The sequence below is a fragment of the Micromonospora sp. AMSO12t genome (genome assembly GCF_008806585.1).
GTDB lineage: Bacteria > Actinomycetota > Actinomycetes > Mycobacteriales > Micromonosporaceae > Micromonospora > Micromonospora reichwaldensis.
Genome location: NZ_WAAS01000073.1, coordinates 1 through 26,990 on the forward strand (window position 1 = coordinate 1; position 26,990 = coordinate 26,990).

Below are 26,990 nucleotides of genomic sequence, written 5' to 3' on the forward strand. Positions count from 1 at the left end.
CGGTGCGGCCGGGCCCGCCTGGGGCGGGGCGTCGAGCCCACCCGTCTGCGGATGCGGCGGGGAGGCCGGTCCGTCAACGCTCGTCACGTCGCTCACCGTACACCGGCCACGCCCGCCAGCGCCGCGGCCAGCGGGGCGGCCAGGTCGCCGGCGGCGGGCGGAGCCACCGCGTCCAGGCCCAGCCAGCCGGCGAGGCGGTGCAGCTCGGCGGCCAGCGCCAGCGCGGTCTCGCCCCGGTCGACGCCCGGCTCGCCCCAGGCGGCCGGCACCAGCAGCACACGGGCCTTCCGGTCGGCCTTCAGGTCGACCCGGGCGGTGAACCGCTCCCCCTGCAGGAACGGCAGCACGTAGTAGCCGTGCACCCGCTGCGGCGCCGGCACGTAGATCTCGATGCGGTAGCTGAAGTCGAAGAGCCGCTCGGTGCGGGCCCGCTCCCAGACCACCGGGTCGAACGGGCTGACCAGGGTGTTGCCGCGCACCCAGCGGGGCAGCCGCGCCCCGGCGTGCAGCCAGGCGGGCCGCCGCCAGCCCTGCACGGCGACCGGCAGCAACTCGCCCGCCTCGACCAGTTCGGCGATGGCCTGCCGGGCCCCCGCCACCGGCAGCCGGAAGTAGTCGCGCAGCTCCGGCTCCGCGGCCACCCCGAGCGACCGCGCGGCGATGCCCACCAGCGCGCGGTGGGCCTCCGCGTCGGTCGGCGTCGGCGCGTCGAGCACGGCGGCCGGCAGCACCCGCTCCGGCAGGTCGTAGCGGCGCGCGAACGACGTGGTGCGGTCGGCGGCCGTCACCTCCCCCGCCCAGAACAGGAACTCCAGCGCCCGCTTGACCGCCGACCAGTTCCACCCCCAGTTGCCGGTCTCCCGGGGCGCGTCGTGCTCGATCTCGGCGGCCGTGAGCGGCCCCCGGGCGGCCACCTCGTCGCGGACCCAGGCGACCAGGTCGGGCTGCTCCTGGGCGATCCGCCGCATCCCGCCCCAGGACTCCGAGCGGGCCCGGGCCATCCGCCAGCGCAGCGCCGGATGCAGCCCGACGGGCACCAGCGACGCCTCGTGGCCCCAGTATTCGAACAGCTCCCGCGGGCGGCGGTAGGCGGCGTCGTCGAGCAACGCGGTCGGGTAGGGCCCGAGCCGGCTGTAGAGCGGCAGGTAGTGCGCCCGTTGCAGCACGTTCACCGAGTCCATCTGGATCAGCCCGACCCGGTCGAGCACCCGACGCAGGTGCCGGCGGGTGGGCACGCCCGTGGGCGCGGGGTCGGCGAAGCCCTGGGCGGCGAGCGCCACCCGACGTGCCTGGGCGAGCGAGAGCGATTCCGGTGCGGCCATCGTCGGGACCCTAATCCACAGGTACGACACCGGTGCGGACGCTGGACCCGTCACCCGCCGGGGCATAGAACGGACGCATGCTCACGATCCGCCGCGAGGAGCCCGACGACGCCGAGGCGGTCGCCCGGGTGCACATCCACGGCTGGCAGGCCGGCTACGCCGGGATCATGCCCGAGGAGGTGCTCCGGCGGCTCAACGTCACGGCCTGGGCGCAGCGCCGCCGGGACCTCGGCACCGCCGACCCGGAACACCCGTTCACCACCCTGCTCGCCGAGGTCGACGAGAGGCTGGCCGGGTTCACCACGTTCGGCCCGTACCGCAACAACCAGGACCGTGGCGACCTCGACGCCGCGCACGGCGAGGTCGTGGCGATGTACGTCGAGCCGACCCGCTGGGGCGACGGCACGGCGCGGGCGCTGCTGGCCGCGGCGCGCGACGGGCTGGTCGCCCGGGGCTGGTCGGACTACCGGCTCTGGGTCCTGGAGGCCAACCACCGGGCCCGCCGGTTCTACGAGCGGGCCGGGTTGTCACCGGACGGTGAGCGGTCGACCTACCCGGTGCCGCTGGCCGGCGGGCGCCCGCCGGTCGGGCTGGTCGAGCTGCGGTACGCCGGCCGCCTCGACGGCTGACCCGGCGGGCCTCTCCCGGGGCCGGTCGACCGGGTCGGTGTCGCCCACCCGCCGGACCGGCAGGAACGCCAGCAGCGCCAGACTGATCCAGACGTAGGTGTTGCTGCCGAGGAAGCCGTCGAGCCCGGTGAAGTCCTTCTCCCAGGCCCAGACGATCCGGCTGATCAGGAAGCCGTACCCGACGATCGCGGCGCCCAGCAGGACGCGGCGCCGGCGGCTGCCGGCGGGCGCGGCCATCCCGTTGTCGACCAGCAGGATCAGCGCGGGCAGCAGCCAGACCAGGTGGTGCACCCAGGTGACCGGGCTGACCAGGCACATCACCGCGCCCGTCAGCGCCAGGCCGGTCGCCTCGTCGCCGGCGGCCACGGCGGCACGGGAGCGCCAGGCCCACAGCGCCAGCGTGGCGAGCACCAGCGCCAGCCAGGCCAGGGTGCTCGGATGTTCCGGGTTGAGCCGGGCGACCACGCCGCGCAGCGACTGGTTGGAGACGAACGCCAGCTCACCCACCCGGCCGGTGTTCCACAGCGCCTCCGTCCAGAACTCCCGCGAGGCGTCGGGAAAGAGCGCGGCGGCCAGCAGCGTCACACTGGCCGCGGTGGCCATCGAGGTGACCGCGGCGCGCCAGCGGCGGGTGACCAGCAGGTAGACGATGAAGATGCCCGGGGTCAGCTTGATCGCGGTGGCCAGGCCGATGCCCACGCCCGCCCAGCGGTTGCCGGCCGGCAGCAGCCGGAGCAGGTCGATCGCGACCAGGAAGAGCAGCAGCATGTTGACCTGGCCGAAGTTGATTGTCTCGCGCATCGGCTCGTACGCGGCGGCCAGGCAGAGCGCCACGGCGAGGGCGAACCAGCGGGTCCAGCCGGAGCGGCGGGAGACCGGGTCGATCAGCCACCAGAACAGCACGGCGGTGACCACCACGCTGGCGGCCACGCTCACCGCGATCGCCGCCCACCACGGCAGGTACGCCATCGGCAGCATGACCAGGGCGGCGAAGGGCGGGTACGTGAAGCCGTACTGGGTGCCGGGCTTGAGGAAGTCGTAGATCTCCCCGCCGTCGTGCACCCACCAGGTCAGCGCGCCGTAGTAGACCTTGAGGTCGAAGAAGCCGTGCCGGACGGCCGCGACGGACAGGAAGGCGGTCACCGCGACGGCGAGCGTGACGACGCCGACGACCTGCCGGACGGTCCGTGGGGGACCCTGCGCCACCATCGCCTCCCTCGCCCTGCGTAGGCTTCGGTCCCATGGCTCTCGGGTACGTCCGCCCGGCGCGTCCGGAAGACGCCGGCGAGATCGCACGCATCCAACTCGCGACCTGGCGGGTCGCCTATCGCCGGATCCTGCCCCGGCACGTGCTCGACAACCTGGACGAGGCGTGGCTCGCCAGGCGGTGGAGCGCGGCCGTGCAGGAGCCGCCCTCCGGCGCCCATCGGGTGCTGGTCGCCGTCGAACAGGCCGAGCAATCCTATCTGGTGGGGTTCGCCGCCTCCGGTCCGGCCGACGCCGAGGCGCTCGCCCCGGGTGAGCCGGCGGAGGTCCTCGGGCCGGACGTCGCCGCGGTGACGGACCTGCTGGTGGAGCCGCGCTGGGGCCGGCGGGGGCACGGCAGCCGGCTGCTCGCCGCGACCGTCGACCTGTGGCGTGCCGACGGGTTCACCCGCGCGCTGGCCTGGGCCTTCGACGGCGACGCGGCGACCCGGAAGTTCCTCACCAGCACCGGCTGGGAGCCCGACGGCGCGGCCCGCGCGCTGGACGTGGAGGACATGCTCGTCCCGCAGGTGCGGCTGCACGTGGCGGTGCCGGGGGACGCGGATCCGGCGGACGCGACGCCCACCGAGGCGACGCTCCCGGATCTGACGCCGGGTGCGTCGTCACCGACACCGGCGACGCCCGGGGACTGACCTGGCCCGACGGTCACGACCCGGATCGCACCGGGCCGCGCTTTCCGGCCCGCCGGTGCCGGCGATCCGCCGGACACTGTCGGGGGTGTCGCCTACCGTGACCCCATGGTCGCGGTGGCGGCGTCCACGAGAGGGAGGCATCGACATGTTCGCGGACACGATGGCGTGGAGCAGTTTCTCGGTGGACGACCCCGGCCGGGCCGAACGGTTCTACGCCGACACGCTCGGCCTGCGGGTGTCGCGCGACGACGCCATGGGCGGCCTGCTGACGTTGCACCTCGCCGGGGGCCGGGACGTGATGGTCTACCCGAAGGCGGACCACACCCCCGCGGCCCACACGGTGCTCAACTTCCCCGTCGACGACGTCGACCGGGCCGTCGACGAGCTGACCGCGCGCGGGGTGCGGTTCGCGCACTACCCCGGGATGCCCCAGGACGACAAGGGCGTCATGCGCGGCAACGGGCCGACGATCGCGTGGTTCACCGACCCGGCCGGCAACATCCTGTCGGTGATCCAGGAAGGCTGACCAGGTCAGGCTCCGGGCGAGCCCTGGGCGGGCGCAACGAGCTCGACGACCAGTTCCTCGTCCTCCATCGCCCCGGTGGGCACGAAGCCGAGGCTCGTGTAGAGGCGGGCGGCCTGGGTGTTGTCGGGGTGGTAGGAGAGCCGGACGGGGTGACCGCCGTCCTGGGCGCCCAGCCACGCGGCCAGGGTGCGCACGGCCGCCCGCCCGACGCCCCGCTCCTGTTCGGCAGCGTCGACCACCATGCCACCGATCCACCGGGACCCGTCGTCGTCGACGCCCCACATGACGTGCCCGACGACGGTCTCGTCCGCGTACACCGCCAGTGAGGTCCACACGTCGGAGCGCATGGTCAGCAGCAGGTAGCGGGCGGCCAGCGCCGCCACCCACCCGCGCTGGTCGTCGCGCGGGGCGACGTCGGCCACCGCCCGCCAGTTGTCGTCGTCCACCGGGCGCAGGGTCACCTGACGCCCGGCCCGGTCGGAGAGTCCAGAATTGATCATCCGGGCATCCTAGGGATCGTCCGGATGCGCCGCAAAGAGTTTGCCCGTCAGTCGAGCAGGGCGTCCAGGCCGACGGTCAGCCCGGGCCGGGTGCGGACCGCGCGGACGGCCAGCAGCACGCCGGGCATGAACGAGACCCGGTCGTACGAGTCGTGCCGGATGGTCAACGTCTCCCCCACGGTGCCGAAGAGCACCTCCTGGTGGGCGACGAGGCCGGTGGCGCGCACGGCGTGCACGCGTACCCCGTCGATGTCGGCGCCCCGGGCGCCCGCGACCTCGTCCTTGGTGGCGTCCGGCACCGGTCCGAGCCCGGCCTCGGCGCGGGCGGCCGCGACCAGCCGCGCGGTGTGCGTGGCGGTGCCGCTGGGGGCGTCCAGCTTGCGGGGATGGTGCTGCTCGACGATCTCGACCGACTCGAAGTGCCGGGCGGCGCGGGCGGCGAACTGCATCATCAGCACCGCGCCGATGCCGAAGTTGGGGGCGATCACCACACCCACCCCGGGCTTGTGGGCCAGCCAGCCACGCACCCGCTCCAGCCGCTGCTCGGTGAAGCCGGTGGTGCCGACCACCGCGTTGATGCCCTGGTCGATGCACCAGTGCAGGTGGTCCATGACGACGTCGGGGGTGGTGAAGTCGACGACCACCTCGGCCCCGGCGTCGGACGCGGCGAACAGGCCGTCGCCCTCGTCGACCATGGCCACCAGCTCCATGTCGGCGGCGGCGTCCACGGCCCGGCACACCTCGACGCCCATCCGGCCCCGGGCGCCCAGCACGCCGACCCGGATCAGCTCGTCCGGGCTCTTCTCCTGCTCGTCAGTCACGGGGCACAACCTATCCCAATCGGGACGCGCGCATCCGGGCGGACCGTCAGCGGCCGGGACGCAGCCCTCCGGGCCGACCGTCAGCCGCCGGGACGTGCGCATCCGGGCGGCCGGGCACCGGGCAGGAGTGCGGGACGGGTCAGCCGGCGGCGAAGTCGTTCGCGCCGAACGGGCCGACCACGGCCAGCGACATCGGCCGGCTCAGCAGCTCGGCGGCCAGGGTGTTGACGTCCGCCACGGTGACCGCGTCGACCCGGGCGAGCAGCTCGTCGACCGGCATCAGGTGGCCGTAGAGCAGCTCACCCTTGGCCAGCCGGCTCATCCGCGAGCCCGTGTCCTCCAGCCCCAGCACGAACGAGCCCTTGCTCATCCCCTTGCCGCGGGCCACCTCGGCCTCGGTCAGGCCGTCGGCGGCCACCCGGGCCAGTTCGGTCCGGGTCAGCTCCAGCACCTCGTCGACCTTGCCCGGGGCGCAGCCGGCGTAGACGGCGAAGAGGCCGCTGTCGGCGTACTGGCTGGCGTAGGAGTAGACCGAGTAGGCGAGGCCGCGCCGCTCGCGGATCTCCTGGAACAGCCGGCTCGACATGCCGCCGCCGAGGATGTTGTTGAGCACGCCGAGCGCGAAGCGCCGCTCGTCGAGCCGGTCGATGCCGGGGCAGCCGAGGATGACGTGCGCCTGCTCGGTCTCCTTCGGCTCCACCAGCGTGGTGGCGGGCTTCGTGCGTACGGCCGGGGTGGCCGACCGGTGCGGCGCGGGCGTCGCCGGGTCGGTGTCCAGCGGGGTGCCGCGCAGCGCCTGGCGGACCAGCTTGACCACCGTGGCGTGGTCGAGGTTGCCGGCGGCGGCGACGACGATCCGCGGCGGGGTGTAGTGGCGGCGGTAGAAGCCCTGGATCTGCCGCCGGGTCATCGGCGTGACGGTCTCCTCGGTGCCGGAGATCAGCCGACCCAGCGGGTGGTCGCCGTAGGCGGCACGGGCGAAGAGGTCGTGCACCTCGTCGCCGGGCTCGTCGTCGTGCATGGCGATCTCTTCGAGGATCACGCCCCGCTCGGTCTCCACGTCGGCCGGCTCGAGCAGCGAGTCGGCGACCGCGTCGCACATGACGTCGATGGCCAGCGGCAGGTCCTCGTCCAGCACGCGGGCGTAGTAGCAGGTGTATTCCTTGGTGGTGAAGGCGTTGGTCTCGCCGCCCACCGCCTCGATCTCCGCGGAGATCTCCAGCGCGCTGCGCTTGTTGGTGCCCTTGAAGAGCAGGTGCTCCAGGAAGTGCGCCGCGCCGGCCTGCGGGCCCGTCTCGTCGCGCGAGCCGACCGCGACCCAGACGCCGAACGAGACGCTGCGCATCGCCGGGATCGCCTCGGTGAGCACGCGCAGCCCGCTGGGCAGCACGGTACGGCGTACCGTGCCGCCCAGCGGGTCGTCGCTGATGGTGCGGGTCACCGCCCGGGAGGCGCCGCCGGAGCGGGCCGTCCCGGTGCCCCGGTGCGCGGCCCCTGCGGGGCCCGGCGCGGACGCCACCCCCCGTCGATCCGGCGGAAACGGCGCGCTGACGGCCCGACTCACGTGTTGCTCCCAGATCGACGAGGGGTGGGTGATGCGATGGTGCGGTGCGTCAGCTGCGCCGGGTGCGGCGGCGCGGACGCTCGCCGCCCTCGCCACCCTCGCCGCCGCCCTCGCCGCGCTCGCCGCCGCCGCCCGGGCCACGACCGCCCCGGTCGCCGCCGCGCTCACGGTCGCCCCGGTCGCGCGGAGCCCGGTCGTCCCGGTCCCGGCCGGCCGGACGCTCGCCGCCAGCAGCCTCGCCGGCGGCCGGCGCCTCGGCGCCCTCCGGGCGGACCTTGTCCAGGTAGATCTTGCCGCGGGCGTCGATGTCCGCGATCTCGACCTCGACCCGGTCGCCGACGTTGAGGAAGTCCTCGACCTTCTCGACCCGCTTGCCGTCGCCCACCTTGGAGATGTGCAGCAGGCCGTCGCGGCCCGGCAGCAGCGAGATGAACGCGCCGAACGCGGCGGTCTTGACCACCGTGCCGAGGAAGCGCTCCCCGGCCTTCGGCAGCGTCGGGTTGGCGATGCCGTTGATCCGGTCCACCGCCGCCTGGGCCGACGGGCCGTTGGTGGCGCCGACGTAGATCGTGCCGTCGTCCTCGATGGAGATCTCGGCGCCGGTCTCGTCCTGGATCGCGTTGATGGTCTGCCCCTTCGGGCCGATCACCATGCCGATCTTGTCGACCGGGATCTTGACGGTGGTGACCCGCGGGGCGTACTCCGACATCTCGGCCGGGGCCTCGATCGCCGCCTGCATCACGCCGAGGATGGTCTGCCGGGCCTCGTACGCCTGCTGCAGCGCGGCGGCCAGCACGTCCGACGGGATGCCGTTGAGCTTGGTGTCGAGCTGGAGCGCGGTGACGAACTCCGGCGTGCCGGCGACCTTGAAGTCCATGTCGCCGAACGCGTCCTCGGCGCCGAGGATGTCGGTCAGCGTCACGTACTCGGTCTTGCCGTCCACCTCGTCGGAGATGAGCCCCATGGCGATGCCGGCCACCGGCGCCTTCAGCGGCACACCGGCGGAGAGCAGGCCCAGCGTCGAGGCGCAGACCGAGCCCATCGAGGTGGAGCCGTTGGAGCCGAGCGCCTCGGAGACCTGCCGGATGGCGTACGGGAACTCCTCGCGCGACGGCAGCACGGGGATCAGCGCCCGCTCGGCGAGCGCGCCGTGGCCGATCTCGCGCCGCTTCGGCGAGCCGACCCGGCCGGTCTCACCGGTCGAGTACGGCGGGAAGTTGTAGTTGTGCATGTAGCGCTTGCGGTTCTCCGGGGACAGGGTGTCCACCATCTGCTCCATGCGCAGCATGTTCAGCGTGGTGACGCCCAGGATCTGGGTCTCGCCACGCTCGAACAGCGCCGAGCCGTGCACCCGGGGCAGCACGCCGACCTCGGCGGTCAGCGGGCGGATGTCGCGCGGGCCGCGGCCGTCGATGCGGACCTGCTCGCGCAGCACCCGGTTGCGCACCTCGGACTTGGTGAGCGACCGGAAGGCGGCGCTGAGCTCCTTCTCGCGGCCCTCGAAGCGCCCGCCGAGCTCCTCGGCGACCTTGGCCTTGATGCGGTCGAGGGCCTCCTCGCGGTCGGCCTTGCCGGCGATCTGGAGGGCCTCGGCGACCTCGGCGCGGGCCAGGTCGGCCACCGCCTCGTAGACGTCGTCCTGGTAGTCCAGGAACACGGGGAACTCGGCGACGGGCTTGGCGGCCACCTCGGCCAGCTCGCTCTGCGCGCGGCACAGCTCACGGATCGCCGGCTTCGCGGCTTCCAGGCCGCTGGCCACGATCTCCTCGGTCGGCGCGGTCGCGCCGCCCGCGATCAGGGTCACGGCGTGCGGCGTCGCCTCGGCCTCGACCATCATGATCGCGACGTCGCCGTCCGGCAGCGAGCGGCCGGCCACGACCATGTCGAAGGTGGCCCGGGCCAGCTCCTCCAGGGTCGGGAAGGCGACCCACTGGCCGTCGATGTGCGCGACCCGGGTCGCCCCGATCGGGCCGGAGAACGGCAGGCCGGAGAGCTTGGTCGACATCGAGGCGGCGTTGATCGCCACGACGTCGTAGGGGTGCTGCGGGTCGAGCGCGAGGATGGTCTCGACGACCTGGACCTCGTTGCGCAGGCCCTTGACGAACGACGGGCGCAGCGGCCGGTCGATCAGCCGGCAGGTGAGGATCGCGTCCTCGCTGGGGCGGCCCTCGCGGCGGAAGAACGAGCCGGGGATGCGGCCCGCGGCGTACATCCGCTCCTCGACGTCGACGGTCAGCGGGAAGAAGTCGAACTGCTCCTTCGGCTGCTTGCCGGCGGTGGTGGCGGAGAGGACGACCGTCTCGCCGAGCTGGGCGACGACGGAGCCGGCGGCCTGACGGGCCAGCCGGCCGGTGGAGAAGGTGATCTCACGGGTGCCGAAGGACCCGTTGTCGATCACGGCGGTGCGGGATTCGGTGCCGAGGTTGGTCTCGGTCATGGTGCTGTCGTGCTCCTTCGCATCGGGGGCCCACGACGCGGGGAGCTGCTCAGACGGCCGGTCTTCGATCGAAGCGCCCGGATGGCCGGCGCGAGGCCGGGGTGTCCGGGGGCCACTACCGGAGACCGGTACGCTGACCGGCTCCCTTTTCAGGTGGTCGCGCGGCCCGGTTTTCGTGTGGCGGCGAAGCGGGGGAGCGGCCCGGTCGGGCCACTCCCCCGTCACGTCACCGGCGCAGACCGAGCCGCTCGATGAGCGACCGGTAGCGGTTGATGTCCTTCTTCTGGACGTAGTTGAGCAGCCGACGGCGGCGGCCGACCAGCAGCAGCAGCCCACGGCGGCTGTGGTGGTCGTGCTTGTGCACCTTCAGGTGCTCCGTCAGCTCGGCGATCCGCTTGGTGAGGACCGCGACCTGCACCTCCGGCGAACCGGTGTCGCCGTCGGCGGTCGCGTACTCCGCGCGGATCTTGGCCTTGGCTTCCTGGTCGAGCGCCATGTTCTCCCTGTTTCGTGGGTTGTTCGATGATGTCCGTCGGATCGGTCAGTGGACCGGAAACGGACCGGTACCTCGCACCCGCGGCGTCGTGCAGGCACGCGAGGCCCCACGTCGGTCAGCCGACGTCCCCGCCAGACTACCAGCCCTGCCGGGCGGCGGCCTGTCAAGGGCCGCGACGCGGTCAGCCGAGCACGCGCCGGGTCCGCTCGACGTCCTGGTTCATCTGGGCGATCAACGGCTCGATCGCGTCGTAGCGGATCTGCCCGCGCAGGTGCGCCACGAAGTCCAGCGCCAGCCGCTCGCCGTAGAGGTCGCCGGTGAAGTCGAGCACGTACGCCTCCACCCGCCGCTCCCGGCCGGAGAAGGTCGGGTTGGTGCCCACCGACACCGCCGCCGCCAGGGGCTCGGCGTGGCCCCGGCGCACCAGCCGGGCGGCGTAGACGCCGTCGGCGGGCACCGCCGCGTACCGGTGGCAGAGCAGGTTGGCGGTGGGGAAGCCCAGCTCGCGGCCGCGCTGGTCACCGCGCACCACCACGCCCTCCACCCGGTGCGGGCGGCCGAGCGCGGCGGCCGCCGCCGTCACGTCCCCCGCGTCGACGCAGGAGCGGATGTACGTGGAGGAGTAGACCGTGCCCGCCTCGGCGACCAGCGGGGCGCCCTCCACGGCGAAGCCGAACGTGCGCCCGAGCCGCTCCAGCAGCGCCACGTCGCCGGCGGCCTTGTGCCCGAAGCGGAAGTTGTCGCCCACCACGACCAGCGCGGCGTGCAGGTGCTCGACCAGGATGTCGTGCACGAACGCCTCGGCGGGCAGCCGGGAGAACTCCGGGGTGAACGGCACCACGCAGAGGACGTCCACGCCGAGCGCCTCGATCAGCTCGGCCTTGCGGGCGGTCTCGGTGAGCACCGCCGGGTGCGAACCGGGGCGCACCACCTCGGCCGGGTGCGGGTCGAAGGTGACCACCACCGACTGCACGCCCAGCTCGCGGGCCCGGGACACGGCGTGCCCGATGGTCGCCTGGTGTCCCTTGTGCACACCGTCGAAGACGCCGATGGTGACGACCGACCGCCCCCAGCCGCCGGGCGCCGCGTCGTACCCCCGCCACCGCTGCATGCCGCTCCTCCCCTGCCTCCGCGGCGGCCCGCACCGGCCGCCGTCCCTCGCTCCCGTCAGGCGGGGGCGAGCACGATCTCCGCGCGGGCCCGGCCGTCCCGCTCGCTGACGATAGCGATCAGCCCGCCGTCGGGGCCGAAGACCGCGTAGGGGCCGGCGATTCCCACCGGGTCGAGCGGACCGCCGTGGGAGAGCACCTTCGCCTCGTCGGCGCCGGCGTCGCGGCGCGGGAAGAACCGGTCGGCCGCCGCCGCCAGCGGCAGGTTCACCACCTCGGGGGCGCGCTGCTCCAGCTGGTCGAGGGTGGCGGCCTCCGCGAGGGCGAAGTTCCCGATGGCGGTACGGCGCAGCGCCGTCAGGTGCCCGCCCACCCCGAGCGCCAGGCCCGCGTCCCGGGCGATCGCCCGGATGTACGTGCCGGAGGAGCAGGTCACGTCGATGTCCACGTCGACGACGTCGGACGCGTCGCGGCGTACCGCCAGCAGCTCCAGCCGGGACACGGTGACCCGGCGGGCGGGCAGCTCGACGCTCTCCCCCTCGCGCACCCGCTTGTACGCCCGCTGCCCGTCGACCTTGATGGCGCTGACCGCGCTCGGCACCTGGTCGATCTCCCCGGTCTGCGCGGCCAGGGCCGCCCGGACCGCCTCGTCGGTGACCTGGCCGGCCGGGGTGGTGGCGATCACGTCGCCCTCGGCGTCGTCGGTGACGGTGGCCTGGCCGAGCCGGACGGTGGCCGTGTAGCTCTTGTGCGCGCCGATCACGTAGGTGAGCAGGCGGGTGGCCCGGCCGACCCCGATCACCAGGACGCCGGTGGCCATCGGGTCGAGGGTGCCGCCGTGCCCCACCCGGCGGGTGCGCGCCAACCGGCGGATGCGCGCCACCACGTCGTGCGACGTCATGCCGCCGGGCTTGTCGACCACGATCAGACCGTCTGTGCTCACGACACCCAAGCCTGCCAGACCGGGCCGGACGCCCCGCCGCCGCCGTACGTCCGCAGCGGCACCGGAGCCGCTCGCCGCTCCGCGCGGCGGCGGAGGCCGCCTCCGATGGTCGGCCGATGTGCCGTCAGCCACTCGGGCGGGATCACGGCGGCGGGGGCGTACGGGATCACGTTCCGGGCGGCCCGGGTGCGAAGATCATGCGCCCTCGACGGACCGTTCACCAAGGACATGCCGATGACCAGTCCCCCACCGGTGGACGAGCCGTCCCCGCCGAGCCGGCCGGCTCCCCCGGCGTCCGGCCACGAGCCGGGGCAGGTTCCGGAGTGGCTGCGCCAGCCGGCCGAGGAGCATCCGGTCGGCGCCCTGGAACGGCTCCGCCTGTTCTGGGAGGAGCACACCCGGGCGGTCACCGCCGTGGTCGGGGGCGGACTGGTCCTCGTACTCCTGCTCGGCGTGGGGTGGTTCGACCTGTGGCGACGGGCCGGGGAGACGCCGCGCGGCTACCCGACGACCAGCCCGCCGCCGGGCGTCTCCGCGACGAGCGACACGACGCCCGCGACGCCCGCATCGCCCGCCGACAACTTCGCGGGCACCCCGGCGGCGGCCTTCGCCAAGGGGGCGGCCGGGATCACGCTGCCGCCCGCCCGGCGGACAGGTGCGTTCAGCGCCACCGAGGTGGCGGCGGCCCTCGCGGACGTCCGCGCGGCGATGCTGCTCGCCCGGCTGGACCGGAAGTTCCTGGCCGGCGGGGAGCTGGACCGGTTCGTGCGGATGTTCGCTCCCGCGACCCGCTCGAGCATGCGAGCCGACTTCCGTGACGACTCCTTCGCCACGTACGCGACCCGGCTGGCCCCGGGTGCCCGGCTGACCGCCGACCAGCCCCGGGTCAAGGGACGGGTCACCTACCGGGCGACCCGGGACAGCGACGGCATCCGGGTGCTGGAGATCACCACCAACTTCGTCTGGGCGTACGCGTTCCGCACCCTCGACCCCACTCCGGGCGCCGGTGTGGTGGTCGTCCACGACACCGTCGTCTGGCACGTGCCGCATCCCGACGACGTCGCGAAGGCGGGCGTCGGGCTCTGGCTCTGGGAGGCGGACTCGTACGCCTCGAACATGGACTGCGCGAAGTTCGACAAGGGTCTGCTGGATCTCGGCGCCCCGAGCTACGGCCTTCCGGTCGACACGGAGGACCCGGACGCGGTGTTCGACCCCGATCGTTCGCTGGACGTCGCAGACACCTGCTGACCCGGACCGGAGCACTCATGACGCCCGACACACGACGCGCGCACGACCACCACGCCCGGGTCGACCTTCCGGACTGGATGCGTAACCCCACACCACCGCGACGGACCCTCGGCCGTCGCGTCACCGACCTCGTCGAGCGGCTGCCCGTGCTGCGTGCGGCCCGGCGGTCGCTGTGGCGGTGGCGGGACCGCGACAGGCTGACCGAGTCCCGCCCGATGATCTCGGTGGTCGTGTTCCTCGTCACCGCGACGGCGACGTTCGCCCTGGTCGCCGGGCTCTTCTACTGGCTCTACCTGACCCTGCGCGACACGCTCTGAGGCGGACCCGATGCACACCGACCCGCACGCCGGCACTCCCGGGACCGCCGATCAGGCGCCGCCGGCCGAACGCCCCTCCGCCGCCGACGGGCCGCCGGCCGCCGACCAGCAGCCTCCCGCCAGTGCGGCCGAGGGGCGGCGAGAGGTCCTGTTCGCCGAGGCCGAGCCGGTGCGGCTGCCCGACTGGATGCGGTCGCCGGGGCCGGAACACCAGCCGACCGGGCTGGACCGGGTGCGCTTCTTCCAGGCCCGGCACAACGGCCCGCTGACGGTCGGTTTCGCGTTCGCACTGGCGCTGCTGATGATCGTCGCGGCCGGGTGGATGGTCGTTCAGGTGGCCGACTGGCGTCGCACGGCGACCGTCGCACCGAGCGCGAGCGCGACGCCCGAGCCGATCAGCGCCGTCGGCACCCCACGCGATCTCTTCGCCGGCACCCCGGCGGCGTCCTTCGCCCTCCGGGAGAAGGCGATCGTCCTGCCTGCGGCCACCGCCCAGGGTCCGTTCGACAAGGTCCAGGTACGCGCCGCGCTCGACTCGGTACGGAAGGCGCTCATCGAGAGCCGGCTGGAGACCGCGATGCTGGTCGGCGACACCGAACCCTTCCTCGGCCTGCTGGCGCCAGACTCCCGCGCGGAGATGCGGCCGCACTTCGACAACTCGCGTTTCCTGCACGTCGCCACGAGGATCGGATCCCAGGCGGACTGGGAGTACGACATCCGCGCGCAGGGACGGATCAGCCACCGCGCCAGGACGGTGGCCGGAGTCCGCCTGCTGGAGGTGACCACCGAGTTCGTCTGGGCGTACCCGTTCGACGTGATGCGCCGGGCGCCGGCCGGCGCCGGCCTGGTGGCGGTCCGGGACCGGGTGGTCTGGCAGGTGCCGCACCCGAATGACGTTCCGGCGTCGTCCCGAGGGCTCTGGTTGGCGTCCGCGAAAGCCGTCACCTGGAACGCCGACTGCGCCTGGCTGCGCGACGGCTGGGTGAACGTGATGCAGTGGCTGCCGGACCTGCACGGCCCTCGCGTGCCGGGCGGTGATCCGGGCGACTTCTTCGACCTGGCCGCCCCGATGGCGTCCACCTCGAGGTGCTGAGGCTCAGCGCACCGCGCCGACCACGGCCCAGGCCCCGGAGCGCAGCCGCAGCAGCAGGGCCACCAGCCGGAGCACCACGAAGAGCGTGAGGCCCGCCCAGATGCCGCCGAGGCCGAGGTCGAGCCCGTACGCCAGCCAGATGGCGGGCAGGAAGCCGCCGAGCGCGGCCAGGAGGGTGAGGTTGCGCAGGTAGCGGACGTCGCCCGCGCCGATCAGCACGCCGTCGAGGGCGAACACGACACCGGCCAGCGGCAGCATCGCCACGAACCACGGCCAGGCGAGCATGGCCTGCTCGCGTACCTGCGGATCGGAGCTGAACCAGCCGGGGACCACGCCGGCGCCGGCGGCGACGAGCACGGCGAACGCCACGCCGCAGGCGCCGCCGAGCAGCGCGATCCGGCGGGCCAGGTGCCGGGCCGCGGCGTCCTCGCCGGCCCCGAGGGCGGCGCCGATCAGGGACTGGGCGGCGATGGCGAGCGCGTCGAGCACCAGGGCGGTGAAGAACCACAGTTGCAGGGCGATCTGGTGCGCGCCGACGGCGGCGGCCCCGAAGCGGGCGGCGACGGCGGTGGCGGAGAGGAAGCTGGCCTGGAACGCGACGCCCCGGATCAGCAGGTCCCGGCTGAGCGCCAACTGCTGCCCGATCAGCCTCGGGCGGGGGCGCAGCGAGACCCGTTCGGCGACCAGCGCCCCGGCGAAGAGCACCCCGCCGATGCTCTGCGCGATCACGTTGGCCACGGCGGAGCCGACCAGTCCGAGCCCGGCCGGGTAGACCAGCACCGGGCAGAGCACGGCGGAGAGCACGTTCGGGCCGAGCACGAACATCAGCGGGCGGCGCATGTCCTGCACGCCGCGCAGCCAGCCGTTGCCGGCGGCGGCGAGCAGGAGCCCGGGCGCGCCGAGCGCCGCGACCCGCAGCCACTGCGCGGCGGCGTCGGCCACCTCGCCGGGGCCTCCGGCGAGGGTACGCGCCAACGCCCCGCCGCCGATCTGCATGCCGAGCGCGACCAGCATCCCCACCCCGAGGGCCAACCAGGACGCCTGCACGCCCTCGGCGACGGCGGACGCCCGGTCGCCCGCCCCGAACCGTCGGGCCGACCGCCCCGTGGTGCCGTACGCGACCACCGTGCCGAGCCAGGCGATGAGCGTCAGCACCGTGCCGCCGACGGCGAGGGCGGCCAGCGGCACCCGGCCGAGGTGCCCCACCACCGCCGTGTCCACGAGCACGTAGATCGGTTCGGCGGCCAGCACCACCAACGCCGGCAAGGCCAGCGCGGCGATCCGGCGGGGCGCGACGGCGCGGGTTTCAAAGGCGACGGATTGGCTCATCGCCGCCGATCCTGGCACGGCCAGGTAAGGATCGCAAGCGGCATGGTTACTTACCAGGAGAGAGGTGGACGACGGTCACCGCACCGAGCAGGAGCACTCCCCCGACGAGCACCGGCACGGGCAGCGACTCACCCACGATCCAGCCCGCGAGCAGCACGGCGGTGAGCGGCTCCGCCAGGGTGGCCAGCGCGGCGGCGCTGCCGGTGATGCTGCGCAACCCGGCGTAGAACAGGGCGTACGCCACCGCCGTGGTGACCACCCCGAGGTGGAGCAGCAGGCCGATCGGCGCGAGCCGGGCCGGGACGCCGATCCCCTCGGCCAGCGCGATCGGGGCCAGCGCCAACGCGCCGACCGCCGCCGACACGGTGGTGAGCGTCATCGGCGCGACGCGCTGTGCGGCGTGCCGGCTCAGCACCGTGCTGGCGGCGTAGCCCACCCCCGAGCCGAACGCCGCGAGCAGCCCGAGCAGCGGCCGCGGCGCGGTCGTGCCCGGCTCCCCGACCGACACCGTGATCAGCACGAGGCCGAGGACGCCCGCCACCAGGGCACCCAGCATCGTCCGCCCGGGCAGCCGCCGCGCGCGCAGCGACTCCCAGCCGAAGATGAGGACCGGGGCGAGCCCCAGGCTGACCACGGTGGCCACCCCGACGCCGCCCGACGCGACGGCGAGGAAGTACAACGCCTGGTAGCCCCCGAGCCCGATCCCGACGCCGACGAGGGCGACCGGTTCCGACCGCAGCGCCGCGAGCACCGGCCCGAGGCGGCGCGCGAGCAGGGCGACCAGCACCAGCGCGCCGATGGCGAGACGGTGGAACCCGATGGCCGTCGGGGTGAGCGTGGTGGACTCGCGGACGAGCTGCACGGCGACGCCGGTGGTGCCCCAGAGCACGGCGGCGCCGGTGACGTACAGCAGCCCTCGGCGTACGCCGGCCGGGCCGCGGCGCGGGTGCGGAATGGACGGGGACGCGGAGGGGCCAGACAGAGACGTTCGGGACACAGGTGCGCTCCAGGGCGGATCGAGACGCTGACAGGGGACGACGTCTGTCGGAGCGCACGCACGACGAAGAAGAGGCAGGCGTTACCACCTGGGTTCTGCGGCCCCGGTCAGGCGGGCCGCCGTGCGGAGGACCGGCCGCAGTCGCCGCACGCGGGGACGCGACCGGTGGTGGGGCGCTCCGGTCAGGAGCGCGGCGGGGGCAGAACGCCCTGGAACGGCCTCATGCCCGCACCCTAGCGCAGCACCGTCCCGGCGTGCCCCGGGGTTTCGGTGCCCGTCGGCGGCTCGGGCTGGCCGCCGAAGTACTCCGCCATCAGGCGGTCGACCCACTCCGGTTGCCGGACACCTTCCGGGAGGAACTGCCGCATCACCGGCTTGACGTCGAGGACCGGCGTGCCGTCGACCGCGTCCAGTCCCCGTACCCGCAGCTTTCGGCCGCCTGCCGAGACGACTTCGCAGACGGTGCAGCCGATCCGGTTGGGCCGTCGCGGACCGCGGTCGGCGAACACCCCGACCTCGGGCAGGTCGACCCGGCCGCGAGGCCGCGACAGCGGCCGGTAGTCCTCCCGTTCGGCGAGGCGGTCGAAGAAGAAGACCACCTCCACGTGGGAGAAGTCGGCGAGCCCGGTGAGACATGCCTCCCCGAAGCGCGGCTCGACCACGATGGTGCTCACCACGTCGCCCCAGTGGTCCGACTCGCCCGGGTCCACCCGCCCGTTGTGAACCCGCCCGATCGGGGTCACGGGGATCGTCGCCCCGGTCGCGAGACACTCGTCGGTCTTCTTCGGGTCGGTCATCGACGGCCTTCCGGTTCGGGTTGGCGCGCGGGAGAGAACGCCGCAGACCGTGCGGCGTTCTCGCCCGCGCGGATCATCTGGTGCGGAGCAGGCGTACCGACAGTGGCGCGAAGACCGCCGTCAGGGCGACGCAGGCGACGAGGATCCAGCCGATCTGCCGGCCGGGCAGGGCCCCGGCCATGAGTTCCCGGGCGGCGGTCACCAGGTGGGTGACCGGGTTGACGTCGACGAAGGCGCGCAGCGGCCCGGGCAGGGTCGCCGGGGTGATGAAGACGTTGCTGAAGAAGGAGAGCGGATACAGCACGGCCTGGGTCACCCCGAGCACGGCACCCGGCGAGCGCATGAGCAACGCCAGCGCCGTCCACACCCAGGACAGGCTCACGCTGAAGGCCACGACGAGCAGCACGGCGGCGGCCACACCGACGACGCCGCCGCCCGGGCGGAAACCGAGCGCGAGGCCGAGCCCCACGACCACCGCCGAGGCGAGCAGGTAGCGCACCACGTCGCCGAGGAGGGCCCCGACGAGCGGGGCGACGGGCCGGATCGAGAGCGTGCGGAACCGGTCGTAGACGCCGCTGGCGACGTCGACGCTCAGAGCGGCACCGGTGGTGGCGGTGGTCACCAGGAGCGTCATGACGAGGATCCCCGGGACCAGGTAGCCGACGTACCTGCCGGTCGAGCCGCCGACCGCGCCGCCGAACAGGTACGTGAACATCACGGTGAACACCACCGGATGGACGGCGACGTCGAAGAGTTGGACAGGGGTACGCCTGATCTTCAGCAGGGCCCGTCGGCCGAACGTCAGGCAGGTGCTCAGCGTGCCCGCCCGGGCAGGACGTGGACGCCTGGCGAGCGCCCCGGGCGACGGCCGGGCGGCGGCGACGGCGACGGGCGCGGTCATCCGGTCTTCCCCCTCGCGGCCGCGTCCACGGTGCTCGGGTGGCCCGTCAGCGCCAGGAACACCTCGTCCAGGCTCGGCTGCCCGAGACCGAACTCGGTCACCGTGATCCGGGCCCGTGCCAGCTCGGTCAGCGCGCGTAGCGCCGCACCGGTGTCCGTCGGCACCTGGACGGTCAGGGCCGCGAGATCGGGGGCCGGCGTCACGGGCCCGCCGAGCGCCTCGGTCAGCAGCCGGTCGGCGGTGACCCGGTCGTCCGGGTCGGCCAGCCGCACGTGCAGCGTCCCGCCGCCGACCGACGCCTTGAGTTCGCTGCTGGCGCCCTCGGCGACGACGGCGCCGTGGTCGATGACGGCGATGCGGTCGGCCAACTGGTCCGCCTCGTCGAGGTACTGGGTGGTCAGCAGGACCGTGGTGCCCTCGGCGACGAGCGCCCGCACGACGCCCCACACGTCGCTGCGGCTGCGCGGGTCGAGCCCGGTGGTGGGTTCGTCCAGGAACAGCAGGTCGGGCGTCACGACGAGGCCGGCGGCGATGTCCAGCCAGCGCCGCATGCCGCCGGAGTACGTCCTGACCAGCCGGTCGGCCGCCCCGGCCAGGGCGAACGCGGCCAGCAGTTCCTCGGCCCGGCTCGCGGCGTCCCCCGGGCGGTGGCCGTGCAGCCGGCCGAGCAGGACGAGGTTCTCGCGGGCGGTGAGGCCCTCGTCGAGCGAGGCGTACTGGCCGGTCAGGCCGATCCGGTCGCGTACCGCGACGGCGTCGCGGACCACGTCGTGGCCGAACACCGATGCGGTGCCCGCGTCGGGGCGCAGCAGCGTGGCCAGCATGCGGATGGTGGTCGTCTTGCCGGCGCCGTTGGGACCGAGGAACCCGTACACCGAGCCGGCGGGGATGCTCAGGTCGATGCCGTCGACGGCCCGCGTCGCGCCGAAGGTCTTCACCAGGCCCGAGGCTTCGACGGCCAGGTGGCTGGAGGACGTCATCGGGCCCAGACGTCCTCGTCGACCAGGTCGCCCTGCTCGGCGGTGACGTCGCGGGCGACGGCGAACGCCGCGGCGGCCTCCGGCAGGCCCGGGGCGCCCGCGAGCGCCGCCCGCAGGGTCTCGGGCGAGTCCCACCGCCACATGTCCACCCAGGTCCGCTCGTCGACGCGGACCAGTCGGGTCTCGGTCGGGCCGTCGTACGCCGCCCGGATCGCCTCGAGGAGCTTCGCGCGCCGCGCCAGCACGGTGTCGGCGTCGGCCGGCTCGGCCGTGAACCTGGTCGTCCGGATGAGAGTCATACCCTTGAGCCTTCCTCTAGAGCTGGTTTTTAGAGTGCGACTCTAGTGTTACAGTAAGGCCATGCAACTGGTCAAGAGCGCCGGCAAGAAGGGCGAGCGGTCGCGGCAGACCCGGCGACGGATCCTCCAGGCCGCGTACGAACTGTTCGTCGACCAGGGTTACGGGGCGACGACCCTGCAGGGCGTCGCCGAGCGCGCCGGCGTCTCCGTGCAGACCATCTACTTCGCCTTCGGCAACAAGCCCTCGCTGCTCAAGGAACTGGTCGACGTCACCATCGCCGGCGACGACGAACCGGTTCCCACGTTGCAGCGAGCCTGGTTCCTCGACGCCGTCGCGGCCGACACCGCAGAGGCGCAGCTACGGGCGCACGTGCGCGGCACCTGCGAGGTGCTCCAGCGGGTCGCGCCGATCATGGACGTCCTGCGTGCCGCCGGCGGGCAGGACCCGAGCCTGGCCGGCCTGTGGCAGCAGGACAGCGATCCGCGCCTCGAGGTCCAGACCGCCGCGGCGCGCAGCCTCCTGGCCAAACCCGGAGCCCGGGCGCGGCTCTCCGTCGAGGACGCCGCCGACGTGCTCTTCGGGCTGCTGAGTCCCGAGCTGTATCTCCTCTTCGTCCGCGACCGGGGATGGACGCCGGAACGCTGGCAGCAGTGGGCCCACGACACGCTGCGCGCACAGCTCTGCGACTGACGCCGGGCCGGAGACGCGGACACTCGGGCCGGGAGACTGGACGACCAAGCCGGAGACGCGGACGCTCAGGCCGGGGGTAGGGGGTCGAGCCAGCGGGCGCGCCTCGGCGCGGGTGCGGAGCCGGGAGCGCCGGCGAGTGTGTGGCGATCGCGGTGAGCAGCTGCGGACGGGACCGGCGGGGACAGCGCCACACGTACCGGAGGAACTCGACGTCGGTCGTCTCCGGCCAGCCTGCGGGCGGTCGGGACGGCCCGTGGCGCGGTGCGCCCGGCGGCGGCAGAGCAGCCGGCCGAGGCAGAGCAGCCGGCCGAGGTCGCGAAAGACGAGCGGGTCGGCACGGGGCAGTCGGAGTCCGGGCGTGCCTCGTGGTCGCCGTCCAGCACCTACGCCGGCCGGTCGGCGGGTTCGGCGACCGTGGCCCGCCAGCGGGCGTCGCCCTGGGCCACCCAGCCGGGTTGCCGGTACTGCCGGTTCTGGTGAATCTGTGGAAGCGAGCCGGGCTGCCGGCACTGCCGGTCCTGGTGGATCAGTGGAAGGCCGAGCCGGCGGGCGACCTCGCGGGACAGGGTGCTCCTACCGGCGCCCGCGCTGCCGACGACGGGGATCCGGCGCACGCGGGGACCGTGACGGCCGAGCTGCGCGATTCCGGGGCCGACGGGCGGCGGGCGCACCGGCGCAGTTGTCCGACCTACCGTTGGGCCGGGCGGGAAGCCGCTCGCGGGCCGGGGGCGGCGGACGGCCGCGACCGGAGCCGGATGGGCGGTGACGCTGTCGGCGCGGGACGCCGGCGGCGTCACCGCCGGTCGGCGTCGGTCACTGACGGGTGTCCATGGAGGTCTGCAGCGCGCGGCGCATCTGCTCGCGGGCCTCGTCGGTGGTCTGCGGCTTGGGCTTGCTCGGCATGGTGGTCCCCTTCCAGGGCGTGGGCCGCCGACCGGCGGCAGCCCTCACGGGCGGTCGTGCTGCGCGCCCGGCAGCGGTCCGGGGTCACCGGAGCGGCTGTGGGCAGCGAGAGCCCGGGTCGGTCCGACCCTGGAGGGAGGCGCCACCGGGTGCGGCGACACCGCCCACGGCCAGCGCCGCCACACGACGCCGGCCGATTCCCAAGCTATCGTTCAGTTCCACATGCTGCCCGGTGTTCCCGCGATTTGGACTCACGTTCGTCCGGAGCCGGCGCGCGTCACGGGTCCCCGACGGGATGCGGTGGCGCGGTCAGCGGGCCAGGAAGTGCCAGCCCAGCCACCACCAGAAGCCGAACAGGCCGATCCGGCCGACCGGCACCGGGCCCACCTCGTAGCGCATCACGTAGGCGCAGACCTCGCCGATCGTGGGGATCCGCGAGCCCTCGCGGCGGGCCGCCCACTCGACGGCGGCGAAGAGCACCAGGGAAACCAGGAAGCCCCCGATGGCCAGCATCCGCATCATCGCCGCACCAGCCCCCAGAACGCCGACAGCCAGCCCAGCCAGACCGCCGAGCGGACCAGCTGGTCCTCCAGCAGCGGATCGGCCAGCCGCGAGAAGGTGGGAAAGTCGTCCCCCGCCGCGAGCACGAACGTGGTGCCCTCGAAGACCCCGAAGACCACCACCGGCAGGGCCCACCAGGCCGCCGGGGTGCCCAGCCGGCGTGGCGCGGGCCGCCGGGGCACCCGGTTGCTCAGGCCCAACCAGATCAGCACCCCGCCGGTGCCGAGGGTCCAGAGATTGGCCTCGGTCGAGAAGGACGGGAACCGGCCGCCGACCAGCGAGAGGCAGACGAGAACCGGCACGGTGACGGCGGGACGGTCCCAGGCGCGGGGCGCCTCGACGGTGAGGTCGTGGGGCTGTTCCATCCCGCGATTCTCCCCGTACTCGCCGCAACCGGGAAGACGGACACTCCCCGAGCTCTCCCTGATCTTCGGAGTGCCGGGCCCTTCCGATCAGAGCCGGCCGGGGCCGGTCAGCGCGCCGTCGAGCTCCGCGCGGATCCGGTCGACGACCTCGTCGACCGTCCCCGAACCGGTGAAGCCGGCGGCGAAGCGGTGCCCACCGCCGCCCAGCGCGACCGCCACCCGGCTGACGTCGACCGCACCCTTGCTGCGCATCGACACCGCCCAGTCGCCGGTCGGCGTCTGCTTGACCACGCAGCTCACGTCGGCCTCGGCGGTGCACCGGACCGAGTCGATCAGCGCCTCCAGCACGTACGGGCGCTGGTCGTGACGGCCCAGGTCGTCCTGGGTCGCGTACGTCCACACCAGACCGTGCCCGGCGGCCCCGGCGGGTTCCAGACGGGCCCGGCCGAGCACCTCGCCGAAGAGGCGGACGGCGCCGAACGGCCGGGTGTCGAAGACCCGGCGGGAGATGTCACCGGGCCGGATGCCGGTCGCCAGCAGGCGGGCCGCCAGCTGGTGCACCGCCGGGGTGGTCGCCTCGAACCGGAACGAGCCGGTGTCGGTGCTCAGGGCGACGTAGAGACACTCCGCGATCCCGGCGTCCAGCGGGACGCCGAGCCGGGCGAGCAGCCCCTCGGCGACCACCGAGGTGGCCGCCGCGTGCGGGTCCACCAGGTTGATCCGGCCGAAGCGGGTGTTCGACGCGTGGTGGTCGAGCACCAGCGCGGCGCCGGCGGTCTCCAGCCGGTCGACCAGGTCGCCGAGGCGCGACTCGCTGGCCGCGTCGAAGCAGATCACCAGGTCCGGGTCCGGGTACGCCTCCGTCGCCGGTACCAGCAGGTCGAGCCCGGGCAGCCCCCGGAACGGCTCCGGCACCTCCGGCGGGCCGGGGAAGGTCGCCTGCATCCGCCGCACACCCAGCCGACGCAGCCCGAGCCCGAAGCCGAGCATGCTGCCCAGCGCGTCCCCGTCCGGGTTGACGTGGCAGATCAGCAGCACCCGCCCGTCCGGCGGCAGATCCCGTACGGCCGCGACGCCGGCGGCCCAGTCCGCCTCGGTCGGGCCGGAGTCGACCGGTGGCGGCGCCTCGGCGAGGGCGCCACCGGTCGTGCCGCCGGAGGGCTCGGTCACCGCGGGTCCCCGCCCCGGGGCGGGGTCTCCTCGGCGTCCTCGTCGGCGTCGCGCGCCTCGTCGGCGTCCTCGTCCTCGTCCAGCCGGTACGGCTGGGGCTCGCCCGCGTACTCGGCCCGGGCGGCGATGCGCTGCACCTCGGCGTCGGCGTTGCGGGCCTGGGCGAGCAGGTCGTCGATGTGCTTGACCTGATCCTGCACGTCGTCCAGGACGAAGGTCAGCGTCGGCGAGTGCCGCAGCCCGAGCGCTTTGCCGACGGTGCTGCGCAGCATGCCCTTGGCGCTCTCCAGCGCCGCCGCCGTGCCCGCCTGGGCCGCCGCGTCGCCGAGCACCGTGTAGAAGACGGTCGCGTCGCGCAGGTCGGCGGTGATCCGGGCGTCGGTGATGGTGATCATGCCGAGCCGGGGATCCTTGATCTGGCTGCGCACCACCGACGCCACCAGTTCACGCACCCGCTCCGCGTGCCGGCGTACCTTGGCCGGATCCGACATCTTCGCCACCTCCACGGCGTACCGCTCCCGGCCGCCGCCCGGCGACGCGGAGCGCCCCGGAGCCGACGGCCCAACAACTCGAAACACTACCCGCGCGGCCACCCGCACCGCGCGCCGCCGGCACCGTCCCGGCCACCCGGCGGACAGGTGCCGCCGGGTCAGTCCTCTTCGCTGTGCAGCCGCCGGCGCACCGAGAGCAACTCGGTCTCCGGCCGGCCGGCCACCAGGCGCTCGCAGGAGTCCAGCACCTCGCGGACGTGCGACGCCTCGGCGGCCACCACGGCCACGGCGATCTCGGCCCGACCGTGCAGGTCGAGCGCTCCGACTTCGGCGGCCGACACCTCGAAACGGCGCAGCGCCGCCACGATCGGCCGTACATATGATCTCTTGGCCTTGAGCGACCGGGAGTCGCCCGGCAGCAGCAGGTCGAAGACCGCGGTTCCGGTGAACATCGCCCCGGACGATACCCGCACGACCCCCCACATGATCAAGGGGTTTACGCCTTTCGGCGCAAACCCCTCGATCAGTGGTTCAGCGGATCAGGCGCGAACCTTCTCCCGCATCTCGAAGGTCTCGATGACGTCGCCGACCTGGACGTTGTTGTAACCACCCAGGGTCAGACCACACTCGAAGCCCTCGCGCACCTCCGTGGCGTCGTCCTTGAACCGCTTGAGCGAGCTGACGGTGAGGTTGTCCGCCACCACCGACCCGTCCCGCAGCAGGCGTGCCTTGGCGTTGCGCCGGATGATGCCCGACCGGACGATGCAACCGGAGATGTTGCCGATCTTGGACGAGCGGAAGACGTCGCGGATCTCCGCGGTGCCCAGCTCGACCTCCTCGTACTCCGGCTTGAGCAGGCCCTTGAGCGCGGCCTCGATCTCCTCGATGGCCTGGTAGATCACGGTGTAGTACCGGATCTCCACAGCCTCGCGGTCGGCGATCTCGCGGACCTTGTTGGCGGCCCGCACGTTGAAACCGATGATCGTGACCGGTTCGGACGACGCGCTCGCGAGCATGACGTCGCTCTCGGTGATCGCGCCCACGCCCCGGTGGATGATCCTGAGCTGGACCTCCTCCGGGATGTCGAGGTTGAACAGCGCGTCCTCGAGGGCCTCCACGGAACCGGAGACGTCGCCCTTGAGCACCAGGTTGAGCGAGGTCTTCTCGCCCTCCTTGAGCTGCTCCATGAGCGTCTCGAGAGTGGCCCGGCCGCGGGAGTTGGCGAACGACGCCGCCCGCCGCCGTGCCTGCCGCTGCTCGGCGATCTGGCGCACCGTGCGGTCGTCCTCGGCCGCCAGGAACGTGTCGCCGGCACCGGGCACCGCGGTCAGACCGAGCACCAGGACCGGACGGGCCGGACCTGCCTCGGCGACCTGGTTGCCGTTCTCGTCGAGCATCGCCCGGACCCGGCCGTGCGCCCCACCGGCGACGATGGAGTCGCCCGCCCGCAGGGTGCCCTTCTGCACCAGCACCGTCGCCACCGCACCGCGGCCCTTGTCCAGGTGCGCCTCGATGGCCACACCCTGCGCCGGCCCGTCGATCGGAGCGGTCAGCTCCAGCGACGCGTCGGCGGTCAGCAGGACCGCCTCGAGCAGCTCGTCGATGCCGATGCCCGGCTTCGCCGCCACGTTGACGAACATGGTGTCGCCGCCGTACTCCTCGGCGACGAGGCCGTACTCGGTCAGCTGCTGGCGGACCTTGTCCGGGTTCGCCTCCGGCTTGTCGACCTTGTTGACCGCCACCACGATCGGCACGTCGGCCGCCTTGGCGTGGTTCAACGCCTCGATCGTCTGCGGCATGACACCGTCGTCGGCCGCGACGACGAGCACCACGATGTCGGTGACCTGGGCACCACGGGCACGCATGGCGGTGAACGCCTCGTGACCCGGGGTGTCGATGAAGGTCACCGCGCGGTCCTCGCCCTCGTGCGGCACGTGGACCTGGTAGGCACCGATGTGCTGGGTGATGCCACCCGCCTCGCCGGCCACGACGTTCGCCTTGCGGATCGCGTCGAGCAGCTTGGTCTTACCGTGGTCGACGTGACCCATGACGGTCACGACCGGCGCACGGTCGACCAGGCGGTCCTCCGCGACCTCGGCGTCGAGGTCGATGTTGAACTGCGCGAGCAGCTCGCGGTCCTCGTCCTCCGGGCTGACGATCTGCACGTTGAAGCCGAGGTGCTCACCCAGCAGGAGCAGGGTGTCGTCGGAGCACGACTGGGTCGCCGTGACCATCTCGCCCAGGTTGAACATCTCCTGGACCAGCGAACCCGGGTTGGCGTTGATCTTGTCGGCGAAGTCCGACAGCGAGGCGCCACGGGAGAGCCGGACGACCTGACCCTGACCCCGGGGGGCACCCGAGCTCATGGTCGGGGCCGACAGGTTGTCGAACTCCTGTCTGCGCTGCTTCTTGGACTTGCGACCGCGCGTCGGCCGGCCACCCGGACGCCCGAAGGCACCCGCGGCGCCGCCGCCACGGCCACGACCGCCACCACCCGGACGACCGCCGCCGCCGGCCGGAGCACCCGGACGGAAACCGCCGCCCGGCGCACCGCCGCCGCCACCGGGACCGCCACGGTAGCCACCGCCACCGCCGCCGCCACC

General features: G+C 73.7%; 28 protein-coding genes and 1 pseudogene. 7 read left to right on the top strand and 22 right to left on the bottom strand.

Annotated elements, in window-relative coordinates; all coding sequences use genetic code 11:
- Window positions 1-92: 92 nt before the first annotated feature.
- Entirely contained in the window at window positions 93-1,322 is a 1,230-nt protein-coding gene (locus F6X68_RS13815; RefSeq protein WP_151454656.1) for a winged helix-turn-helix domain-containing protein, read from the bottom strand.
- Between the two features lie 77 nt (window positions 1,323-1,399).
- On the opposite strand from F6X68_RS13815, the gene F6X68_RS13820 reads away from it, so the two are divergent.
- The gene (locus F6X68_RS13820) at window positions 1,400-1,951 is read left to right on the top strand and encodes a GNAT family N-acetyltransferase (protein ID WP_151454657.1); all 552 of its coding nucleotides are present in this window, start codon (window positions 1,400-1,402) and stop codon (window positions 1,949-1,951) included.
- On the opposite strand, the gene F6X68_RS13825 is transcribed toward F6X68_RS13820, so the two are convergent.
- The gene (locus F6X68_RS13825; RefSeq protein WP_151454658.1) at window positions 1,850-3,157 is read right to left on the bottom strand and encodes a glycosyltransferase 87 family protein; all 1,308 of its coding nucleotides are present in this window, start codon (window positions 3,155-3,157) and stop codon (window positions 1,850-1,852) included. The genes F6X68_RS13820 and F6X68_RS13825 overlap by 102 nt on opposite strands.
- Window positions 3,158-3,192: 35 nt before the next feature.
- Here F6X68_RS13825 and F6X68_RS13830 point away from each other — a divergent pair.
- A pseudogene (locus F6X68_RS13830) lies at window positions 3,193-3,765 on the top strand (N-acetyltransferase family protein); the annotation flags it as partial.
- Window positions 3,766-3,994: 229 nt separating this feature from the next.
- Window positions 3,995-4,375, top strand: a complete 381-nt coding sequence (locus F6X68_RS13835; protein ID WP_151454659.1) for a VOC family protein — start codon at window positions 3,995-3,997, stop codon at window positions 4,373-4,375.
- 5 nt (window positions 4,376-4,380) lie between these two features.
- Here F6X68_RS13835 and F6X68_RS13840 read toward each other — a convergent pair whose 3' ends face one another.
- From F6X68_RS13840 to truB, 7 genes are all read right to left on the bottom strand, one after another.
- On the bottom strand, window positions 4,381-4,875 hold the full coding sequence (locus F6X68_RS13840; protein ID WP_151454660.1) for a GNAT family N-acetyltransferase: 495 nt from the start codon (window positions 4,873-4,875) through the stop codon (window positions 4,381-4,383).
- A 47-nt stretch (window positions 4,876-4,922) separates the two neighbouring features.
- Window positions 4,923-5,696 (bottom strand): 4-hydroxy-tetrahydrodipicolinate reductase, encoded by a 774-nt coding sequence (gene dapB / locus F6X68_RS13845; RefSeq protein WP_151454661.1) that lies wholly within the window; start codon window positions 5,694-5,696, stop codon window positions 4,923-4,925.
- 139 nt (window positions 5,697-5,835) lie between these two features.
- The gene (locus tag F6X68_RS13850; RefSeq protein ID WP_151454662.1) at window positions 5,836-7,260 is read right to left on the bottom strand and encodes a pitrilysin family protein; all 1,425 of its coding nucleotides are present in this window, start codon (window positions 7,258-7,260) and stop codon (window positions 5,836-5,838) included.
- A gap of 49 nt (window positions 7,261-7,309) precedes the next feature.
- The gene (locus F6X68_RS13855) at window positions 7,310-9,697 is read right to left on the bottom strand and encodes a polyribonucleotide nucleotidyltransferase (protein WP_151454663.1); all 2,388 of its coding nucleotides are present in this window, start codon (window positions 9,695-9,697) and stop codon (window positions 7,310-7,312) included.
- 226 nt (window positions 9,698-9,923) lie between these two features.
- A complete protein-coding gene (gene rpsO / locus F6X68_RS13860; RefSeq protein ID WP_121396038.1) occupies window positions 9,924-10,193 on the bottom strand; it encodes a 30S ribosomal protein S15 in 270 nt (89 codons plus the stop codon).
- Between the two features lie 181 nt (window positions 10,194-10,374).
- Entirely contained in the window at window positions 10,375-11,304 is a 930-nt protein-coding gene (locus F6X68_RS13865; RefSeq protein ID WP_132232840.1) for a bifunctional riboflavin kinase/FAD synthetase, read from the bottom strand.
- A gap of 56 nt (window positions 11,305-11,360) precedes the next feature.
- Window positions 11,361-12,245: a tRNA pseudouridine(55) synthase TruB gene (truB, locus tag F6X68_RS13870; RefSeq protein WP_151454664.1), complete on the bottom strand. Its 885-nt coding sequence runs from the start codon at window positions 12,243-12,245 to the stop codon at window positions 11,361-11,363.
- A gap of 234 nt (window positions 12,246-12,479) precedes the next feature.
- Here truB and F6X68_RS13875 point away from each other — a divergent pair, with 234 nt between their 5' ends.
- From F6X68_RS13875 to F6X68_RS13885, 3 genes are read left to right on the top strand one after another with little or no spacing between them, the layout of a single operon-like run.
- The gene (locus tag F6X68_RS13875; protein ID WP_151454665.1) at window positions 12,480-13,493 is read left to right on the top strand and encodes a hypothetical protein; all 1,014 of its coding nucleotides are present in this window, start codon (window positions 12,480-12,482) and stop codon (window positions 13,491-13,493) included.
- A gap of 17 nt (window positions 13,494-13,510) precedes the next feature.
- Complete coding sequence (locus F6X68_RS13880) at window positions 13,511-13,810, top strand: hypothetical protein (protein WP_151454666.1); 300 nt, start codon at window positions 13,511-13,513, stop codon at window positions 13,808-13,810.
- A 10-nt stretch (window positions 13,811-13,820) separates the two neighbouring features.
- Window positions 13,821-14,903: a hypothetical protein gene (locus F6X68_RS13885; RefSeq protein ID WP_151454667.1), complete on the top strand. Its 1,083-nt coding sequence runs from the start codon at window positions 13,821-13,823 to the stop codon at window positions 14,901-14,903.
- 3 nt (window positions 14,904-14,906) lie between these two features.
- On the opposite strand, the gene F6X68_RS13890 is transcribed toward F6X68_RS13885, so the two are convergent.
- The 6 genes from F6X68_RS13890 to F6X68_RS13915 form a co-directional block, all read right to left on the bottom strand.
- Complete coding sequence (locus F6X68_RS13890) at window positions 14,907-16,232, bottom strand: MATE family efflux transporter (protein ID WP_151454668.1); 1,326 nt, start codon at window positions 16,230-16,232, stop codon at window positions 14,907-14,909.
- A gap of 46 nt (window positions 16,233-16,278) precedes the next feature.
- A complete protein-coding gene (locus F6X68_RS13895) occupies window positions 16,279-17,229 on the bottom strand; it encodes a DMT family transporter (protein ID WP_225852192.1) in 951 nt (316 codons plus the stop codon).
- A gap of 233 nt (window positions 17,230-17,462) precedes the next feature.
- Window positions 17,463-18,026, bottom strand: a complete 564-nt coding sequence (locus tag F6X68_RS13900; RefSeq protein WP_151454669.1) for an SAM-dependent methyltransferase — start codon at window positions 18,024-18,026, stop codon at window positions 17,463-17,465.
- Window positions 18,027-18,099: 73 nt separating this feature from the next.
- Entirely contained in the window at window positions 18,100-18,927 is an 828-nt protein-coding gene (locus F6X68_RS13905) for an ABC transporter permease (protein ID WP_151454670.1), read from the bottom strand.
- Window positions 18,924-19,907 carry an ATP-binding cassette domain-containing protein gene (locus F6X68_RS13910; protein WP_151454671.1) on the bottom strand — a complete coding sequence of 328 codons (984 nt, stop codon included), beginning with the start codon at window positions 19,905-19,907 and terminating at the stop codon, window positions 18,924-18,926. The genes F6X68_RS13905 and F6X68_RS13910 overlap by 4 nt, the downstream gene beginning before the upstream one ends.
- A complete protein-coding gene (locus F6X68_RS13915) occupies window positions 19,904-20,206 on the bottom strand; it encodes a hypothetical protein (protein WP_151454672.1) in 303 nt (100 codons plus the stop codon). The genes F6X68_RS13910 and F6X68_RS13915 overlap by 4 nt, the downstream gene beginning before the upstream one ends.
- Before the next feature lie 61 nt (window positions 20,207-20,267).
- Between F6X68_RS13915 and F6X68_RS13920 the strand changes: the two genes are divergently transcribed.
- Window positions 20,268-20,897 (top strand): TetR/AcrR family transcriptional regulator, encoded by a 630-nt coding sequence (locus tag F6X68_RS13920; RefSeq protein ID WP_151454673.1) that lies wholly within the window; start codon window positions 20,268-20,270, stop codon window positions 20,895-20,897.
- 383 nt (window positions 20,898-21,280) lie between these two features.
- On the opposite strand, the gene F6X68_RS13925 is transcribed toward F6X68_RS13920, so the two are convergent.
- The 7 genes from F6X68_RS13925 to infB form a co-directional block, all read right to left on the bottom strand.
- Window positions 21,281-21,511 carry a hypothetical protein gene (locus F6X68_RS13925; protein WP_151454674.1) on the bottom strand — a complete coding sequence of 77 codons (231 nt, stop codon included), beginning with the start codon at window positions 21,509-21,511 and terminating at the stop codon, window positions 21,281-21,283.
- A gap of 598 nt (window positions 21,512-22,109) precedes the next feature.
- Entirely contained in the window at window positions 22,110-22,319 is a 210-nt protein-coding gene (locus F6X68_RS13930; RefSeq protein WP_192581395.1) for a DUF6186 family protein, read from the bottom strand.
- On the bottom strand, window positions 22,319-22,726 hold the full coding sequence (locus F6X68_RS13935; RefSeq protein ID WP_132232822.1) for a hypothetical protein: 408 nt from the start codon (window positions 22,724-22,726) through the stop codon (window positions 22,319-22,321). Before F6X68_RS13935 ends, F6X68_RS13930 begins: the two co-directional genes overlap by 1 nt.
- A gap of 87 nt (window positions 22,727-22,813) precedes the next feature.
- Window positions 22,814-23,896: a bifunctional oligoribonuclease/PAP phosphatase NrnA gene (locus F6X68_RS13940; protein WP_151454676.1), complete on the bottom strand. Its 1,083-nt coding sequence runs from the start codon at window positions 23,894-23,896 to the stop codon at window positions 22,814-22,816.
- A complete protein-coding gene (rbfA, locus tag F6X68_RS13945) occupies window positions 23,893-24,387 on the bottom strand; it encodes a 30S ribosome-binding factor RbfA (protein ID WP_151454677.1) in 495 nt (164 codons plus the stop codon). Before rbfA ends, F6X68_RS13940 begins: the two co-directional genes overlap by 4 nt.
- 158 nt (window positions 24,388-24,545) lie before the next feature.
- Complete coding sequence (locus tag F6X68_RS13950) at window positions 24,546-24,839, bottom strand: DUF503 domain-containing protein (protein ID WP_151454678.1); 294 nt, start codon at window positions 24,837-24,839, stop codon at window positions 24,546-24,548.
- A gap of 87 nt (window positions 24,840-24,926) precedes the next feature.
- The coding region (gene infB, locus F6X68_RS13955; RefSeq protein ID WP_151454679.1) for a translation initiation factor IF-2 at window positions 24,927-26,990 on the bottom strand (2,064 nt) is incomplete at its 5' end.

What these genes read in the sequence shown, in the direction of transcription:
- F6X68_RS13915 (WP_151454672.1), bottom strand. Translation starts at nt 20,206, where the DNA reads ATGACTCTCATCCGGACGACCAGGTTCACGGCCGAGCCGGCCGACGCC.
- F6X68_RS13835 (WP_151454659.1), top strand. Translation starts at nt 3,995, where the DNA reads ATGTTCGCGGACACGATGGCGTGGAGCAGTTTCTCGGTGGACGACCCC.
- rpsO (WP_121396038.1), bottom strand. Translation starts at nt 10,193, where the DNA reads ATGGCGCTCGACCAGGAAGCCAAGGCCAAGATCCGCGCGGAGTACGCG.
- F6X68_RS13950 (WP_151454678.1), bottom strand. Translation starts at nt 24,839, where the DNA reads ATGTTCACCGGAACCGCGGTCTTCGACCTGCTGCTGCCGGGCGACTCC.
- F6X68_RS13840 (WP_151454660.1), bottom strand. Translation starts at nt 4,875, where the DNA reads ATGATCAATTCTGGACTCTCCGACCGGGCCGGGCGTCAGGTGACCCTG.
- F6X68_RS13905 (WP_151454670.1), bottom strand. Translation starts at nt 18,927, where the DNA reads ATGACCGCGCCCGTCGCCGTCGCCGCCGCCCGGCCGTCGCCCGGGGCG.
- F6X68_RS13815 (WP_151454656.1), bottom strand. Translation starts at nt 1,322, where the DNA reads ATGGCCGCACCGGAATCGCTCTCGCTCGCCCAGGCACGTCGGGTGGCG.
- F6X68_RS13920 (WP_151454673.1), top strand. Translation starts at nt 20,268, where the DNA reads ATGCAACTGGTCAAGAGCGCCGGCAAGAAGGGCGAGCGGTCGCGGCAG.
- F6X68_RS13855 (WP_151454663.1), bottom strand. Translation starts at nt 9,697, where the DNA reads ATGACCGAGACCAACCTCGGCACCGAATCCCGCACCGCCGTGATCGAC.
- F6X68_RS13930 (WP_192581395.1), bottom strand. Translation starts at nt 22,319, where the DNA reads ATGCGGATGCTGGCCATCGGGGGCTTCCTGGTTTCCCTGGTGCTCTTC.
- F6X68_RS13820 (WP_151454657.1), top strand. Translation starts at nt 1,400, where the DNA reads ATGCTCACGATCCGCCGCGAGGAGCCCGACGACGCCGAGGCGGTCGCC.
- F6X68_RS13880 (WP_151454666.1), top strand. Translation starts at nt 13,511, where the DNA reads ATGACGCCCGACACACGACGCGCGCACGACCACCACGCCCGGGTCGAC.
- F6X68_RS13910 (WP_151454671.1), bottom strand. Translation starts at nt 19,907, where the DNA reads ATGACGTCCTCCAGCCACCTGGCCGTCGAAGCCTCGGGCCTGGTGAAG.
- F6X68_RS13935 (WP_132232822.1), bottom strand. Translation starts at nt 22,726, where the DNA reads ATGGAACAGCCCCACGACCTCACCGTCGAGGCGCCCCGCGCCTGGGAC.
- F6X68_RS13875 (WP_151454665.1), top strand. Translation starts at nt 12,480, where the DNA reads ATGACCAGTCCCCCACCGGTGGACGAGCCGTCCCCGCCGAGCCGGCCG.
- F6X68_RS13885 (WP_151454667.1), top strand. Translation starts at nt 13,821, where the DNA reads ATGCACACCGACCCGCACGCCGGCACTCCCGGGACCGCCGATCAGGCG.
- rbfA (WP_151454677.1), bottom strand. Translation starts at nt 24,387, where the DNA reads ATGTCGGATCCGGCCAAGGTACGCCGGCACGCGGAGCGGGTGCGTGAA.
- F6X68_RS13865 (WP_132232840.1), bottom strand. Translation starts at nt 11,304, where the DNA reads ATGCAGCGGTGGCGGGGGTACGACGCGGCGCCCGGCGGCTGGGGGCGG.
- F6X68_RS13900 (WP_151454669.1), bottom strand. Translation starts at nt 18,026, where the DNA reads ATGACCGACCCGAAGAAGACCGACGAGTGTCTCGCGACCGGGGCGACG.
- F6X68_RS13890 (WP_151454668.1), bottom strand. Translation starts at nt 16,232, where the DNA reads ATGAGCCAATCCGTCGCCTTTGAAACCCGCGCCGTCGCGCCCCGCCGG.